Below are 15,298 nucleotides of genomic sequence, written 5' to 3'. Positions count from 1 at the left end.
CGCTACTACTGAATGGACAGTGAGTAGCTGGAGCGCGACAGGAGTACCTCACCTTGCCCGAAGCACCTTCAGAACTCGTGCGTCATCTGTGGATTCCGCTCGCCGACGGCACGCGGCTCGCCGCCCGCGTCTGGCTCCCGGAGGGCCCCGCACGCCCGGCGCCCGCGATCCTCGAGTACATCCCGTACCGCAAGAACGACGGGACGGCCGACCGCGACAACAGCCTGCACGCCCGCTTCGCCGCGTCCGGCTATGCCGCCGTCCGCGTCGACCTGCGCGGCAGCGGCGACTCGGACGGGCTGATGCTCGACGAGTACGCGCAGCAGGAGCTGGACGACGGTGTCGAGGTCATCGCGTGGCTCGCCGCGCAGGAGTGGTGCGACGGCACCGTCGGCATGATCGGCAAGTCGTGGGGCGGCTTCAACGGGCTGCAGATCGCGGCCCTGCGCCCGGCAGCCCTGAAGGCGATCGTGACGGTCTGCTCGACGGATGACCGGTACGCCGACGACGTGCACTACACGGGCGGTTCGCTGATCGCCTCGGAGATGCTGCCATGGGCGTCGACGATGCTCGCCTACAACGCGCGGCCCGCCGATCCGGCCGTTGTCGGCGACGAGTGGCGCGAGCGGTGGCTTCAGCGGATGGCCGACACCCCCGTGTACGTGGAGGAGTGGCTGCGGCACCAGACCCGCGACGCCTTCTGGAAGCACGGTTCGGTGTGCGAGGACTTCTCGGCGATCGAGGCGGCCGTGCTCGCGGTGGGCGGCTGGTACGACCCGTACTGCGGGGCCGTGCTGCGGCTCCTTGAGGGCATCGACAACGCTCCCGTGCGCGCGCTGGTCGGGCCGTGGGCGCACACCTATCCGCACCAGGCGGCGCCCGGTCCCGCGATCGACTTCCACGGTGAAGTGGTGCGCTGGTTCGACCAGTTCCTGCGCGGCAAGGACACCGGGGCCCTGAACGATCCGGCGCTGCGGGCATGGCTGCCCGAGTGGGCAGCGCCCGGCGGCGACCGGGACGAGCGGCCCGGTCGGTGGGTGGCCGAGCAGCAGTGGCCCTCCGAGCGCATCGAGCGGCAGGAGTTCGCGCTGGCCGGCGAGTCGGCGGGCGAGGCCGTCGGGCACGACCCGCTGCGCTTTCGCGACGCGCACCTCGACAGCACGCGGGTGCTCGGCACCGCGGGCGGCAGCTGGCTCCAGTTCGGCGACGCGGCCGGGCAGTTCGGGCCGCAGGGAGGCGACGACGGGCTCGCGCACTGCTTCACCACCGCGCCGCTGGACGAGCGCGCGGAGATCCTCGGCGCGCCGTCGGTGACGCTGCGGGTGAGCGCCGACCGGCCCGCCGCGCAGCTCGCGGTCCGCCTCAACGACGTGGCTCCGGACGGCAGTTCGCGGCTCGTCACGCGCGGCCTGCTCAACCTGACGCACCGCGAGGGCCACAAGGAGACGCTGCCGCTGGAGCCCGGTCAGGCCTACGACGTGACCGTGCCGCTGGTCGCGACCGCCCACGCCTTCGCGCCCGGACACCGCATCCGCGTCGCGGTCTCGTCCTCGTACTGGCCGCTGGCCTGGCCGTCCCCCGAGCCGGTCACGGTCACCCTGCACCCCTCCCCCGCCGCCGCGCTCCACCTCCCCGTACGGCCGTCGACGGACACGGACGCCGAGCTGCGCCCCTACGGGGAGCCGCAGCCGGACCTGCCGGTCGAGTTGTCGACGTCCGGCGAGGGCTCGTCGCGCAAGGTCGTGCACGATCCCGTCACGGGCCGCACCGACGTCGAACTCATCGTCCGTGACGGCGAGTTCAAGGATCTCAGCGACGGACTGTGGAAGCGCGGCGACGCCGTCGACCGCTTCTCACTCACCGAGGGCGACCCGCACTCCGCGGTCGTGGAGTGCGAGCGCACCGAGGAGGGCGGGCGCGGCGACTGGCACTGGAAGGTCGTCACGCACAGCCGGATGGCCTCCGACGCCGCCTCGTTCACCGTCGTCAACACCCTCACCGCCTACGAAGGGGACACCCGCGTCTTCCATCGCACCACGGACGCGGTGATTCCCCGGCAGGGAGTCTGAACATGCGCAGACGCACGTTCCTGACCGGCTCGCTCGGTGTCGTCGCGGCCGCCGGAGTGGCCACGGCCACCGGGTCCGCCGCCGGCACCGGCCCGGTGATCACGGTCGGATCGAAGCAGTTCACCGAGTCGTGGGTGATGGGCGAGCTGTACGCCCAGATCCTGCGGAAGCGCGGCTTCGACGTCGTCCTCAAGTCCAACGTGGGCAGCGCCGACCTCATCGACCGGGCGCTGCGCAACGGGCAGATCGACCTGTACCCGGAATACACGGGTGTCATCCTGCAGACGTTCGCGATGCCCAAGCACATGCCGACGACGGCGCGCGGCACGTACGAGGCGGCGAAGAAGTTCGAGGCGGGGCGCGGCATCTCGCTGCTGCCGCCGACCCCGTTCCAGAACCGCAACGCCGTCGCCGTGCGCACCGCGGACGCCCGCAAGCACGGCCTCAAGACCGTCGGTGACCTGAAGAAGCTGGGGAAGATCTCGTACGCCGAGTACCCCGACAACATCACGGGCCCGCTCGGCTTCGACGCCATCGTCAAGGCGTACGAGCTGCACGACATGAAGGTGCGGCCGCTCAACATCGGCCTGCAGTACCCGGCGTTGAAGAACGGGGACGTGGACGCGGCCGACGTGTTCACCACCGACCCGCAGCTGCGCCGCTACGACTTCACCATCCTCGACGACGACCAGGCCATCTTCGGGTTCCAGAACGTCTCCCCCGTCGTGCGCACGTCCCTCGTCGAGAAGTACGGCGAGCGGCTCACCGAACCGCTGAACGCCGTCGACGAACTGCTCACGGAGGAAGCCATGCAGGCCCTGAACGAGGCCGCCGCGATGATGCGGCTCAGCCCGGCGAAGGTCGCCGACCGGTTCCTGAGAGCGAACAAGCTGATATGACCGTGACCGAGGAGCATTCCACGATGCAGACCGCTGCTCAGACCGCTGCCGACATCGTCTTCGACGCGGCCACCAAGACGTACGACGGAACGGACGAGGCGGCCGTCGACGCGCTGTCCCTGACGGTTCCCGCGGGCGAGATCTGTGTCCTGCTCGGCGCCTCCGGGTGCGGCAAGACGACCGCGCTGACCCTCGTCAACCGGCTCACCGAGCTGACGAGCGGCGACATCCGGATCGGCGGCAGCAGCATCCGCGAGCAGGACGTCATCGAGCTGCGGCGCGGCATCGGCTACGTCATCCAACAGGCCGGTCTCTTCCCGCACTTGACGATCGAGGAGAACGTCGCAACGGTGCCGCAGGTGCTCGGCTGGAAGAAGCCGAGGATCGCGGAGCGCTCGCGCGAGCTGCTCGAACTGGTCGGCCTCCCGCACAAGGAGTACGCCCACCGCTACCCCTCGCAGCTCTCCGGCGGCCAGCGCCAACGCGTCGGCATCGCCCGGGCGTTGGCTGCCGATCCGCCCATCATGCTCATGGACGAGCCGTTCGGCGCGCTCGACCCGGTGACGCGCGAGCACGTGCAGGACGAGTTCCTGCGGCTTCAGGAGCAGGTGCAGAAGACGACCCTGTTCGTCAGCCACGACATCGACGAGGCCGTCCGCATGGGCGACCGCATCGCGATCCTCGCCAAGGGCGGCAAGCTGCTCCAGTACGACACCCCGGAGCGGATCCTGCGCGAACCCGCGGACGACTACGTGGCCCGCTTCGTCGGAACGGACCGGGGCCTCAAGGCGCTGACGCTGCGCACGCTCGGCGATCTGAAGCTGGACGCGGCGGACGACGGCGCCGAGGGCTCCCTGCGCACGAGCGACACCCTGCGCACCGCTCTGTCCGCGCTGATGGCCGGTGGCGCCGAGCGGCTCGCGGTCGCGGACGAGGCCGGCAAGCCGGTCGGCTCCGTCACCGTCGCGCTCATCCGGGAGGCGGCGTGAGCGGCCCCGTCATCCCCGACTTCGGCACCGCCAGTGCGTGTGTGCGCGACAACGGGGTGTTCTGCGTCGACTGGTTCACCGCGAACTTCTCCAGTGTGTTCGGCCCCGCCCTCGTCCAACACGTGCGTCTCACCGTGATCGCGGTCGGGATCGGCTTCCTGATCGCGTTCCCGCTGGCGCTGCTCGCGCACTTCCGGCGGTGGCTGGTCCGTCCGCTGGGCGGCCTGACGTCGTTCCTCTACACGATCCCGCCGATGGCGCTGTTCACGCTCCTCGTCCCGGTGACGGGCCTGTCCGTGCTGACCGCCGAGATCGCCCTGGTCGCGTACACGCTGATGGTGCTGTTCAAGTCGACGGTCACCGGGCTCGGCGAGGTACCCGAGGACGTACGCCGTGCCGGTGTCGGCATGGGCCTGACCCGGCGCGAGATCCTGTGGCGCATCGAGCTGCCGCTCGCGCTGCCCGGCGTGATCAGCGGTCTTCGGGTGGCGACCGTGACCACGATCAGCGTGGTCGAGATCGCCGCGTTCATCATCGACCAGGGGCTCGGTTCGCCGATCATCCAGGGCCTCCAGTCGCCGTTCAACACGCAGTTCATCGGGGCGGGGCTGCTCGCCGTGGCGCTCGCGCTCGCCGCCGACGGACTGCTCGTGCTGCTCGGCCGGGTGCTCACGCCGTGGGCCAGGACGCGGAGGACCGTCTGATGCACACCTTCCTCGCGAGTTTCTCGTTCATGGCCGACCACTTCGGCCTGCTGCTCAGCCGGACCGTCGACCATCTGCTGCTCTCCGCGGCGGGTGTCGCGGTGGCGCTGGTGATCGCGGTGCCGCTCGGTGTGTGGCTCGGACACCGCGGCAAGGGCTCGTTCCTGACCGTGAGCATCTCCAACATCGGCCGTGCGCTGCCCTCGCTCGCGCTCATCGCGATCTTCCTGGGGCTGCTCGGCATCGGCTTCGTCAACGTCATGACGGCGCTGGTCATCATGGCGGTCCCGCCGGTCCTCACGCACGCGTACCTGGGCGTGGAGCAGGTCGACGCGGACCTGGTGCGCGCCGCACGCGGCATGGGTCTGACGCAGTGGCAGATCCTGTGGCGCGTCGAACTGCCCCTCGCGCTCCCGGTGTTGTTCACCGGCATCCGGATCGCCGTCGTGTACGTGATCTCCAGCGCGACCCTGGCCGCCGTCGCGGGCGGCGGCGGGCTCGGTGACATCATCCTCAACCAGGTGTCGTACGGCCTGTCGGGTGTCATCGCGGCGGCGCTGTGGGTGGCGGTCCTGGCGCTGGTCGCCGACGGCCTGTTCGGCGCCGTCGGCAACCGGCTCGCGCCGCGGGGGACGAAGGTCTAGGCGTCTAGCGCTTCGGGGTGTTCAGGGGCGGCGGCATGTGGTCGTCGGGGACGATGTGCATCGCCGCCTCCTCGGCGCCCGCCGCGCCGCCGTCGATGCCCTCGTCCGCGGCGATCTCCTCCTTGGTGGTGTCCGGGTGGGCGCCCTCGTCCGGCCGCGTGAGGCGCCCGGCGCGTTCCTCGCCGGCCTCCGGGTCGACGGGTTCGCCCTCGCCGCCCGGCAGGTCCCCCACCCCGTCGCCCTCGGGGCGGTCCGGGTCGGGCACCTCCTGGCGCAGCCGCTCGTCGAGCGACTCGCCCTCGTGCTGTTCGGACGCGGTGACACCGGGCTTGGTGACACCCAGCGGTTTCTCGGGCGGGGAGTAGCCCTCGTCGAGTGTCTCGTCGTAGTCGCGTTCGTCCAGCGCGTTCTCGGGGTCGAGCGGAGCGGCGTCCTCCTGCTCCTCGTTTCCGCCGGTGGGCTGGTAGGTGTCGTCGGCCATCTCGTTCTCGCTCATGGTCGCCTCCGATCGTCGGTCGGGTCGGGTCAGGGAAGCGGGGTGCCGCCGGTGGCGTTGAGGATCTCCGCGGTGATGAAACTGGCCTGGTCGGAGGCCAGATAGACATACGCCGGTGCCATCTCGGCGGGCTGCGCCGGGCGGCCGAGGGGCGCCTGCTTGCCGAACTCGGCGGTGTCCGGCAGCGTCGCCGGGATCAGCGGCGTCCACACGGGCCCCGGGGCCACCGCGTTCACCCGGATCCCGTCCTCGACCAGCATCTGCGCCAGGCCCTGGGTGAACGTGACGATGCCGCCCTTGGTCATCGCGTAGTCGAGCAGATGCGGGCTCGGCTTGTACGCCTGCACCGACGTGGTGTTGATGATCGAGGCACCGGGCGGCATGTGCGGCACGACAGCCCGGCACAGCCAGAACATCGCGTAGAGGTTCGTGCGCACGACGCGGTCGAACTGCTCGGTGCTGATGGCGGTGATGCCGTCCGGCTGCGACATCTGGTACGCGGCGTTGTTCACGAGGATGTCGATGCGGTCGAACGCGTCGACGGCCCGCTCCACCACCTGCTCGCACTGCGCCTCGTCCCGCACGTCGCACGAGACGGGCACCGCGGTGCGCCCGGCGTCCTCGACCAGACGGACCGTCTCGCGGGCCTCGTCGGCCTCCTCCGGCATGTGCGTGAACAGGACATCGGCGCCCTCGCGGGCGAAGGCGAGTGCCACGGCGCGGCCGATGCCGGAGTCACCGCCGGTGAGCACGGCCTTGCGGCCGGTCAGCCGGTCCGCGCCCTTGTAGGAGTCCTCGCCGTGGTCGGGCGGCGGGTCCATGGGCCCGGTCCAGCCGGGCGGCTCCTGGTCCTGCGAGGGGAAGTCGGGCCGGGGATGCGCGGTGACGGGGTCCTGGGGGCGTGCCGGGTCGGACATACCGGCCTCCTCTGCGCCGATGGCGGCTCTCGTGTTCCGCGGCGCCGCGGTGCGCCGCGGAACACGAGTGCCCGCGTGGCCCGACCTCATACAAGGCGGGCGGGCGCCCGGACCGGATCACACGTTCGGCCTAGAACCCGGGGTCGCAGCAGCCCTCGCGCCGCATGTGCCGGCCCACCTCCAGCCAGTCGTCGCCGGTGGCCCGCAGTGTCGTACTGGTCACCGGCTCGAAGGAGTCGACGAGGTCGGCCTGCTGGAACGGGACGCCGCCGCGCAGCACCGCCGTCGTACGGATCAGGTCGTCGAAGTCGGTGAACGGGTCACCGTCGACGATCGTGAGGTCGGCGAGCTTGCCCTCCTCCAGGGTGCCCAGGTCCGCGTCCGCCCCGAAGACCCGGGCGGGCATCAGCGTCGCCGTGTGCAGGGCCTGGGCCGGGGAGAGTCCGCCGCGGTGCAGGGCGCGCAGCGCGAGGTGCAGGTGGAGGCCGACGGGGACGAGGGGCTGGTCCGTGCCGAGCGCGATGTGTCCGCCTGCGGCGAGGATGCGCCGGTAGACCGCGAGCTCGGTGTCCAGGGTGGCGAGCTGGGCGGCCGTGGGCGGTGTCTTGGCCAGTTTCTCCACGGCGGCGGTGTCCCACGGCGGCATCAGCCGTGTCACGCGCGGGTCCTCGGCGATGGCCGGGTCGGCGCCGATCAGCGGCTGAGCGGTGAACGGGGTGGCGATGAGGTGGAAGTCGCCGGTCCTCGAGTAGATCTCCTGGACGTCCTGCCCCGCGCGCCCGGTCGCCGTCGTCGCGCGCCCGAACTCCAGGCGCTGCGTAGCCTGCAGATGGGTCGTCAGGTCCTGGCCGAGCTGGATTCCCGGTGTGCACAGGTGGCTTCCGCTGCGCACACCGAGCCGTTCGTGCGCGAAGGAGGCCGCCTCCTTCATCACCCAACCCGGCGCCCGTACATAGGTCTTGACGAAGTCCCAGTCGAGCGCGGCGGCCCGGTCGAGCGAGCGGCGCAGACCGGCGCGGGTGCGGTGGGCGCGACCCATGCTGTAGGCGACGCGCGGACCGTCGAGCAGTTCCCCGGTGGCGAGCAGCCGCGGCCCGGCGAGCGCGCCCGCGTACACCGCTTCCCTGATGCGGGCCTGCTCGTAGGCGAAGCCGCCGAGGGAGACCGCGGTGGTGATGCCGTACGCGAGTTGGAGCGCGGTCTGGCGGCCGCCGTAGGTGGACTGCCAGGGGTGGGTGTGGGCGTCGAAGAGGCCGGGGAGCACGGTCTTGTCGGAGGCGTCGAGGCGCTTGGTGGCTGCCCGGCCGCCCGCGCGGTGCGGGGTGACAGCGGTGATGCGGCCGCCCTCGACGGTGACGTCGACGTCGTCGCGGACCTCGGATCCCGTGCCGTCCCAGAAGCGGCCGGCGTGCACGACGGTGTCGGCGGGGCGGGGGCGGCGGTGGTCGAGCGGGATCCTGACCGTACGGGCGGTACCCTTCGCGACGTCGAGGAGGCGGAGCCTGCCCGCACTCAGGTAGAGGAGCCGGAGGCTGTCGGCGGACCAGCTCGGGTGGTCGGCGGCCTCGTCGGTGACCTGGCGGGCGTCGCCGTCCGGGGTGCCGTCGGGGCGTACGGGCAGCAGCCACAGCGCGGACTCGACGACCACGGCCATGGTGTGTCCGTCCGGCGACCAGGCGGGCCCGGAGTCGTAGCGGTCGGCGATCGAGACGTGCGGGGCGACGGCGTGCACGACCGCCTTGCCGGTCCTGGTGTCGACGACGCGGATGAGGTTGTAGCCCTCGCGGAAGCGCTGGTTGAAGCGGCCCCGGTCGCACAGCGCCACGTATCTGCCGTCGGGCGACCAGCAGGGTCTGCCGGGCAGTCCGCCGCTGCCCATGGGGGCGGCGAGGACACGTTCGGTGCCCGCGGTCAGCTCGCGCAGGACGAGGTTGCCGGACATGTCGATGCACGCGAGGCGCTGTCCGTCGGGCGAGAGCGCGGGGAACACCCGGCCGCCCTCGGCGAGCACCGTCTCCTTGCCGCTGTCCAGATCGTGGCGGCGTACGGAGAACAGGCCGGCCCGGTCGTCGGCGTAGACGAGCGCCTTGCCGTCGGGGGTCCAGGTCGGGGCGAGTACGTAGCGGGTCTGCGGGGCCTGTACGACCTTGCGCGGGGCGCGGCCTCCCGAAGTGGAGCCGACCCACAGCGAGTTGAGGGCGGCGAAGGCGACCTGCTTGCCGTCGGGCGACAGGGCCGGCAGGTGCGGGGAGCGGACGGGGCGGACTCCACCGGCCTCGAAGTCGTAGCGCTTGACGCGGTAGCGCGGCCGGTCGACCGGGAGCTTCGCGGTGAACGTGACCTGTTCGCCCTCGCTCGGCGCGGCGGGCCGCACGAGCCGGAAGCGGCCGTCGACGGTGAGCAGCAGGGTGTCAGGGCCCGTCCAGCGGGGCGGTACGGGCGCGACGTCGCCGGGCACCTCGACCGGTTTCCCGTCGACGACGAGGGTGCAGCTGGCGGAGGGCGCGGGGGTGGTCCGCAGATACGCGAGCGGGCCCTTCGCGCCCGGGGCGACGGCGGGGGTCATCACCTGCGCGCCGGAGTCGTCCGCGTGCTCGGTGGCGACGGCGCCGGTGCCGTCGGCGGCGACCGAGGCGACGGTGGACGCCTGGAGGGTTCCGGCGTCGGTGACCACTGCGCGTACGAACAGCACGCGGGTGCCGTCGGCGGACCACGTGGGGTCGAAGTCCTCCCAGGCGCCGCCCTGGCCGGGGCCGTTCTGGCCGGGAGCGCCGGTGAGGCGGGTGAGGGTTCCGTCGCGTACGTCGACGGTCCAGATGCGGTACGGGGCGGCGTGCTCGGGGTCGCCGCCGCGCTCGGAGGCGAAGGCGATGCGGTGGCCGTCCGGGGACCAGGCGGGGCCGCGGTCGTCCCAGGGCCCGTCGGTGAGCTGCTTCGGTGTGCCGCCGTCGGCGTCCAGGAGCCACAGGTGGAAGCCGCCGCCCTGGTAGGCGCAGATGACGAGCCGCTTGCCGTCCGGGGCGAACTGGGGGCGGGTGGGCTCGAGTTCGGGGGTGGTGAGCGGTCTCGCGGTGCCGCCCTTGCGCGGGATCGACCAGAGGATGTTCTGGATCTCGGCGACGAAGCGGTCGCCGGACGGGGCGAGGGTGGCGGCGCCGTTGGTGGCCGCGGTGAAGGAGAGGGAGGCCGGGGCGTTCCCGGCGGCGGCCGCTGCCTCCGCTGTCGCCGTTTCGAGGAGGGCGCCGGCGCCCGCGGCGAGCGCGCCGGCCGTGACGGTGGTGGTCTGCAGGAAGCGGCGGCGGGTGACGGAGGGGCCCGGGAGGGACGTGTCGCTGGGGGCGGTGGTGACGGGGGTGGTGTCCATGAGACTCCCATTGCACGGAGGGCGTGGGGACCCACGGGGCCGAGGAGACCCATGGGTCTTGCGGGACCGAACTGTGCGCGAGTCGAACAGGGAACGCACAGCAACATACGTGGCACCCGCAGTGAGTCAACACGGCCGACACCACGAACCGGCCGACGGACACACGGAAGCGGCCCGCCGGGGTGAGGGCAGCGGGCCGCTTACCGATCGAACTGCTCGGGGCGGTTACTGCTCGACCGGCCCGGTGGGCCCGGTGAGCGGGAGGACCGTCTGGCACTTGACCGCGCGGGGGTGCTCGGGGTCGAGCGCGTTGAGCACGTGGGTGAGGGTGACCGGGTCGTACGGGGCTTCGAGGTGGTCCGCGTAGTCCTTGGCGCACGTGTCCTGGAGCCGGATGTTGCGCACGCTCGCGCCCGGGCCCGCCTTGAGGAAGGCGTTGGTGTAGGGCGAGACCACCTCGTCGTACTTGGTGGCGATGACGGTGTAGTCGACGCCCGGCACGGTGTCGCCGCCCGCGTCGAGTGCCTTGTTGAAGTCCGAGCCGACCTCCTGCTCGACGAGGGCCGGGGCGGTCTTGTCCAGGAAACCGTTCACGGGCTCCAACAGGTGCAGCTGGCGGCCGAGTTCGGTGATGCCGGACAGGGTGGTGCCATGGTTGGAGGGGGTGATGCCGACGAGCTTGCCGACCTTGCCCGCGGCGCTCGGGTCGTCCTTCAGATAGGTGCGGGGCAGCGGTCCGCCGCCCTGCGAGTGGCCGACGAGGTCGACCTCGGCCGTGCCCGTCGCGCCGCGCACCTTGTCCACGAAGGCGCCGAGCTGCCTCGCGCTGTCCTTCATGTGGGCGGTGCCCTGGATCGGTGATGTCGCCTTGTCCGCGCCGTAGTTGAAGGCGAAGACGCAGTAGCCGTTGTTCGCGAGGAGCGGCGCCGCGCCGCGCCAGTTGTCGTTCATGTTCTCCAGCGTCCCGTGGATCAGGACGACGGGCCTGGGATGCTCGGCGCTCGGCTTGCAGCCCCAGTCGTTCGCGCCGGGCGGCGCCTCGCCGGCCTTGAAGAATCCTGCCAGGAATCCTTTGGTGAAGTTGTACTCGACCGGCCTCTGCTCCTCGGTCGCGGTCGCGTGCGGGGAGCCGAGCGAGACAAGTCCCGCCACTCCGATGACACCCGCTGCTGCCGCGCCGAAAATCCTGCGTCTCATTTTCCAGTACCGTCCCTTGTTCTGGAATGCCGCGTGCTGAGCGGCGTCGGACGGCGTGAAGCTAGGAGAACTCCGAGGCGCCCGGCAATGCTGTGAGCACGGCGGTGCGCAGGGCGCGCAGAACGGTGCCAGGAATCCTCGCGCGGGCCGGGCGAAAGTGTCACGAAGGTGAGCGCTTCACCGCCCCCACACCCCCGGTGATCCGCAATACCGCTGGTGAACGACCGACTAGCACTGGTAGTTGACTTCGTGTCAACATCTTGACCGGTGAGTAACCCCGGCCCATACTCGGCGGACGGACGGACCTGGGAGCGAAGGGATGAACGGACCCGGCACGATCGGCACGCCGAGTTCCGGGGGCGCGTGGGCGGCATTTCCGCAGCGGCTCCCGGACGAGCTGCGCAGAGAGAACCCGACCCTCGCGGCCGAGATCATCCACGAAATCCGGCGCCAGATCCCGGAATTCTCCCGGCCGTTGTCCGGGCAGTTCGGAATGTCCATCCAAAGCGGTGTGGAATCCACTCTCGCGGAATTCGTGGACCGGGTCGGGAATGGCGGCGGGGAACTCGACGCGCGGCGCCTTCCGATCTACCGGGCGCTCGGCCGCGGCGAGTTGGCGGAGGGTCGCAGCCTGGACGCACTGCAGGCCGCGTACCGGCTCGGCGGCCGGGTCGCCTGGCGGCGCTACGTACGCGTGGCACGGCGCCTGTCCCTGAGCACGGACGCGCTGGCCCGGCTCGCGGAGGCCGCGTTCACGCACATCGAGGAGATCGCGGCGGCGTCCGTCACCGCGTACGCGCGCGCCCAGGCCGACGCCGCGGGCACCCTCGACCGCCGCCGTCACCGCCTCCTCGCCCTCCTGGTCGCTCCCGCCCCTGTCGGGCCCGTGGCACTGGAACAGGCGGCGCGGGACGCGGAGTGGGAGCTGCCGGAGCTGGTGGCAGCGGTGGCGTTGGGGCCTCGGGGAACGGAGGCTCCCATGGGCGCGGCAACCGGGCTGGGAGTGGCGGGCCCCACGGCCCCCGCCGCGGCGCGAGCGCCGGGGCGCGGCGGGCAAGGCGTGTCCCCGGTCCGGAAGCCGCTGCCCGAAGCCGTGCTCGCGGATCTCGACGGACCCGCCCCCTGCCTGCTCGTCCCCGACCCCGGCGCGCGGCTCGCCGACCCACGCCTGCGCCGGCTCCTGGACGAGCGCGCGGGTGTCATCGGACCGGTCGTCCCCCTCGCACAGGCCGCCGATTCGCTGCGCTGGGCGCGCACCTTGCGCGAGCACGGGCTCAGCGGTGCACGCACGGACGCGGGCGGGCTGGAGTCGGGCGGCCTGGGAGCGGGTGGACTGGCAGCGGGCGGACTGGAGGCAGGGCGGCACCTCACGGACCTGCTGCTGCTCGCCGACCCCGCACTCGTCCGCCTCATGGCCGCACGCCGCCTCGCACCCCTCGCGGGGCTCACCCCGAAACAGCGCAGCCGCCTGGCCCACACCCTCCTCGCCCATCTGCAGAGCCCGCACGGCAGCGCTCCCGAGCTGGCCGCGCGCCTGGCCATCCACCCGCAGACGGCCCGCCAGCGCCTGCACCACCTGCAACGCCTCTTCGGACCGGAGCTGACCGACCCCGACGCCCGCTTCGAGCTGGAGGCGGCGCTGCGCGCGGAGCCGCCGAGTACCCAACCGTAAGGTCGTGACCTGCAGAAACACCCGAGAATCGGGCGCGCACGAACCGCACCCGCCCGCCGCACACCACCCGGGAATACCCCACCCCTTGCCCCCGTTGAAGGCGTCGAGCAAGGAGGCAACAGTGGAGCAGCAGTACTACACGCACGGGACGGCCGCGGAGCGCTGGGACCGTGCCCAGATGTTCTTCGAAGCGAAGGAGTACGCGAACGCCGCCCGGATCCTCGACGGCCTCGTCGAGGAGGTTCCCGAGCAGGTCGGCCCCCGCCTCCTTCTGGCCCGTTCGTACTACCACTCGGCCCAACTGCGCCGTGCCGAGACCGAGTTGCGCACCATCGTGGAGCACGACCCGGTGGAGCACTATGCCCGCCTGATGCTCGGCCGCACGCTGGAGCGCCAGGGCCGGCACGACGAGGCGGCGCCGCATCTGCGGATGGCGTCGGCGCTCGCGGGCGACTTCGAGTGACCGGTCCGGACACCGAGCACGGAACACGCGGGTCCCGTCTTCTGGGCGGGACCCGCCGGCTTTGGTGTCACGTCTCGACCGGTGTCAGCCCTCGCCCCCGACGAAGTCCCTGATCGCGGCCACGACGGCTTCGGGCTGTTCGTCGGGGATGAAGTGTCCGGCGTCCGGCACGACGATCCCGGTGGTGTGCTCGGCCCACGGGCCGATGGAGGCGGCCATGTCGGGGACCGAGCCGTGACTGCTGGACATCCCGAGGACGGGCACGACCAGGCGACGCCGTTCGAGCGCCTCACGGTTCTTGCGCGCCGACTCCCCGGCGTCCCGGTAGTACGCGAGGGAGGCTCGCAGGCCGCCGTCGGCGGCCTGGGCCGCCGCATAGTGGTCGATCTCGGCGTCGTTGAACGTGTCGGGAGTCAGCGCCTTCGCCTTCAGGAACCAGCCGACGTACTCGCGCTCCCGGTCGGCGAGCAGCACCTCGGGCAGGTCGGGCACGGTGTGGAACGCGAAGTGCCACGTCTTCCACGCGCGCTCCGGATCAGTGGGGATCGACTCCGGGAGCGTGATTCCGGGGATTCCCGCGTCGAGCAGAGCGACCTTACGCAGGTCGCTCTCGAAGGTGAGGGCGAGGGAGAAGGCGACCCAGGCGCCGACATCGTGGCCGACCAGGGAGTACGTCGACACACCGAGCGCCTGCACGGCGGCGTGGACGTGCGCGGCGACCGCGTGCGTGTCGTACCCGCGCTCCGGACGCTCGGAGTGCCCCTGCCCCGGCAGGTCGATCGCGATGACACGGAACCGGTCCGCGAGACCGGGCATCACCGCCCGCCAGGCCCACCAGGTCTGCGGAAATCCGGCGAGCAGGACGACGACCGGCCCGCCCTCCCGTCCGCCGTCGACGACATGAAGCCGGACCCCGTCGGCGTCGACCCAGCGGTGAGTGAATCCGTCCAGATGCCGCAGGGGCAGGTCACGGACGGGGTTGCTCGCGGTCACAGGGTCCTCCGTCGATATCAGGTGTGCGGTGATGGGGGCTTTACGGGCCACGCCGCACGCTGGGAAGCTCACACATCTTGAACTGACCAGTTCAAGATACTATGCCGCACAGCATGGCCCGACACATCGGCAACGGCAAGGAAGTACCGCGTGGCAGGCAAGAAGCAGTTCGACGTGGACGCGGCGCTCGACGCCGCGATGATCCAGTTCTGGCGCTCCGGCTACGCCGACACCTCGCTGGACGACCTGTCGCGGGCGACCGGCCTGAACCGCAGCTCCATCTACTCCTCCCTCGGCGACAAGGACACGCTCTTCCTGCGCTGCCTGGATCGCTACGCCGCGCGCTACGGCGAGAAGTACGACGCCGCCCTGTCGTGCGCGACCTCGGACCCCGTCGCGGCCGTCCGCGCCTTCTTCGACGTCACGCTCGAGCGCATCGCCGATCCCGGAGTGCCCGACGGCTGCCTGGTCACCCAGTCGACGATGGCGATCCCCGTCCTGAGCCCGAAGGTCGCGGCCCACGCCACGCAGTCACTCGGCCTCCAGCGCCGGCGCCTGCACACCGCGCTGAAGGCCGGCCGGCTGTCCGACCAGCACGCCGAGTCCTTCGCCGTGCATGTGGCGGCCGTGAACCAGTCGCTCGCCGTCATGAGCAGGGCCGGGACGAGCCCGGCGCAGCTCCGGGCCATCGTGGACGTCACTCTTGACGCACTGTCACAGGCGGCGGACACGCGGGAGAGTCGCCGCGCTTGAACGGAAGGAAACCCCCTCTGCCGCGACGGCAGCGGGGGTTTTCGCTGTGCGCACTGAACCAACACCGTCGCGATCCCATCCTCCAGGGCACACGCGTGAGCGATTGGCGCCTGAGAAGCGGATCTCGTCATATACAGT

13 protein-coding genes are annotated in these 15,298 nt (G+C 71.6%); 8 read left to right on the top strand and 5 right to left on the bottom strand.

What is annotated here, in order from left to right; genetic code table 11:
* Positions 1–53 precede the first annotated feature (53 nt).
* The 5 genes from ACZ7L4_RS02505 to ACZ7L4_RS02485 are packed head-to-tail and all read left to right on the top strand — an operon-like array spanning position 54 to position 5,305.
* A complete protein-coding gene (locus ACZ7L4_RS02505) occupies positions 54–2,069 on the top strand; it encodes a CocE/NonD family hydrolase (protein WP_472099023.1) in 2,016 nt (671 codons plus the stop codon).
* Between the two features lie 2 nt (positions 2,070–2,071).
* Positions 2,072–2,968: an ABC transporter substrate-binding protein gene (locus ACZ7L4_RS02500; RefSeq protein WP_472099021.1), complete on the top strand. Its 897-nt coding sequence runs from the start codon at positions 2,072–2,074 to the stop codon at positions 2,966–2,968.
* Between the two features lie 23 nt (positions 2,969–2,991).
* Complete coding sequence (locus tag ACZ7L4_RS02495) at positions 2,992–3,957, top strand: ABC transporter ATP-binding protein (protein ID WP_472099019.1); 966 nt, start codon at positions 2,992–2,994, stop codon at positions 3,955–3,957.
* Positions 3,954–4,661 (top strand): ABC transporter permease, encoded by a 708-nt coding sequence (locus ACZ7L4_RS02490; protein ID WP_472099017.1) that lies wholly within the window; start codon positions 3,954–3,956, stop codon positions 4,659–4,661. Before ACZ7L4_RS02495 ends, ACZ7L4_RS02490 begins: the two co-directional genes overlap by 4 nt.
* Positions 4,661–5,305: an ABC transporter permease gene (locus ACZ7L4_RS02485; RefSeq protein WP_472099015.1), complete on the top strand. Its 645-nt coding sequence runs from the start codon at positions 4,661–4,663 to the stop codon at positions 5,303–5,305. Before ACZ7L4_RS02490 ends, ACZ7L4_RS02485 begins: the two co-directional genes overlap by 1 nt.
* 4 nt (positions 5,306–5,309) lie before the next feature.
* Here ACZ7L4_RS02485 and ACZ7L4_RS02480 read toward each other — a convergent pair whose 3' ends face one another.
* The 4 genes from ACZ7L4_RS02480 to ACZ7L4_RS02465 all read right to left on the bottom strand — a co-directional run bounded on the left by ACZ7L4_RS02480 (position 5,310) and on the right by ACZ7L4_RS02465 (position 11,279).
* The gene (locus ACZ7L4_RS02480; RefSeq protein ID WP_472099013.1) at positions 5,310–5,801 is read right to left on the bottom strand and encodes a DUF5709 domain-containing protein; all 492 of its coding nucleotides are present in this window, start codon (positions 5,799–5,801) and stop codon (positions 5,310–5,312) included.
* A gap of 29 nt (positions 5,802–5,830) precedes the next feature.
* Positions 5,831–6,718 carry an SDR family oxidoreductase gene (locus tag ACZ7L4_RS02475; protein WP_472099011.1) on the bottom strand — a complete coding sequence of 296 codons (888 nt, stop codon included), beginning with the start codon at positions 6,716–6,718 and terminating at the stop codon, positions 5,831–5,833.
* 130 nt (positions 6,719–6,848) lie between these two features.
* Positions 6,849–10,082 carry an amidohydrolase family protein gene (locus ACZ7L4_RS02470; protein ID WP_472099009.1) on the bottom strand — a complete coding sequence of 1,078 codons (3,234 nt, stop codon included), beginning with the start codon at positions 10,080–10,082 and terminating at the stop codon, positions 6,849–6,851.
* A 225-nt stretch (positions 10,083–10,307) separates the two neighbouring features.
* Positions 10,308–11,279 carry an esterase/lipase family protein gene (locus ACZ7L4_RS02465; protein WP_472099008.1) on the bottom strand — a complete coding sequence of 324 codons (972 nt, stop codon included), beginning with the start codon at positions 11,277–11,279 and terminating at the stop codon, positions 10,308–10,310.
* Between the two features lie 319 nt (positions 11,280–11,598).
* Between ACZ7L4_RS02465 and ACZ7L4_RS02460 the strand changes: the two genes are divergently transcribed.
* Together ACZ7L4_RS02460 and ACZ7L4_RS02455 are read left to right on the top strand one after the other, a co-directional pair.
* Positions 11,599–12,951 carry a helix-turn-helix domain-containing protein gene (locus ACZ7L4_RS02460; protein ID WP_472099006.1) on the top strand — a complete coding sequence of 451 codons (1,353 nt, stop codon included), beginning with the start codon at positions 11,599–11,601 and terminating at the stop codon, positions 12,949–12,951.
* A 121-nt stretch (positions 12,952–13,072) separates the two neighbouring features.
* Complete coding sequence (locus tag ACZ7L4_RS02455; RefSeq protein ID WP_385753544.1) at positions 13,073–13,414, top strand: tetratricopeptide repeat protein; 342 nt, start codon at positions 13,073–13,075, stop codon at positions 13,412–13,414.
* 84 nt (positions 13,415–13,498) lie between these two features.
* Here the strand turns inward: ACZ7L4_RS02455 and ACZ7L4_RS02450 are convergent, their stop codons facing one another.
* Complete coding sequence (locus tag ACZ7L4_RS02450; RefSeq protein WP_472099004.1) at positions 13,499–14,407, bottom strand: alpha/beta fold hydrolase; 909 nt, start codon at positions 14,405–14,407, stop codon at positions 13,499–13,501.
* A 150-nt stretch (positions 14,408–14,557) separates the two neighbouring features.
* On the opposite strand from ACZ7L4_RS02450, the gene ACZ7L4_RS02445 reads away from it, so the two are divergent.
* Positions 14,558–15,160, top strand: coding sequence for a TetR/AcrR family transcriptional regulator (locus ACZ7L4_RS02445; RefSeq protein ID WP_472099002.1), 603 nt, complete (start codon positions 14,558–14,560; stop codon positions 15,158–15,160).
* Positions 15,161–15,298 lie beyond the last annotated feature (138 nt).

The sequence above is a fragment of the Streptomyces sp. NPDC107575 genome (genome assembly GCF_055657265.1).
Note: the sequence above shows the minus strand (reverse complement) of the source record. Positions and strands in the feature narration are given on the sequence as shown.

Bases quoted from the DNA above. Each gene is read 5' to 3' on its own strand.
- ACZ7L4_RS02500 (WP_472099021.1), top strand. From the start codon at position 2,072: ATGCGCAGACGCACGTTCCTGACCGGCTCGCTCGGTGTCGTCGCGGCC.
- ACZ7L4_RS02495 (WP_472099019.1), top strand. From the start codon at position 2,992: ATGCAGACCGCTGCTCAGACCGCTGCCGACATCGTCTTCGACGCGGCC.
- ACZ7L4_RS02485 (WP_472099015.1), top strand. From the start codon at position 4,661: ATGCACACCTTCCTCGCGAGTTTCTCGTTCATGGCCGACCACTTCGGC.
- ACZ7L4_RS02480 (WP_472099013.1), bottom strand. From the start codon at position 5,801: ATGAGCGAGAACGAGATGGCCGACGACACCTACCAGCCCACCGGCGGA.
- ACZ7L4_RS02475 (WP_472099011.1), bottom strand. From the start codon at position 6,718: ATGTCCGACCCGGCACGCCCCCAGGACCCCGTCACCGCGCATCCCCGG.
- ACZ7L4_RS02470 (WP_472099009.1), bottom strand. From the start codon at position 10,082: ATGGACACCACCCCCGTCACCACCGCCCCCAGCGACACGTCCCTCCCG.
- ACZ7L4_RS02465 (WP_472099008.1), bottom strand. From the start codon at position 11,279: ATGAGACGCAGGATTTTCGGCGCGGCAGCAGCGGGTGTCATCGGAGTG.
- ACZ7L4_RS02460 (WP_472099006.1), top strand. From the start codon at position 11,599: ATGAACGGACCCGGCACGATCGGCACGCCGAGTTCCGGGGGCGCGTGG.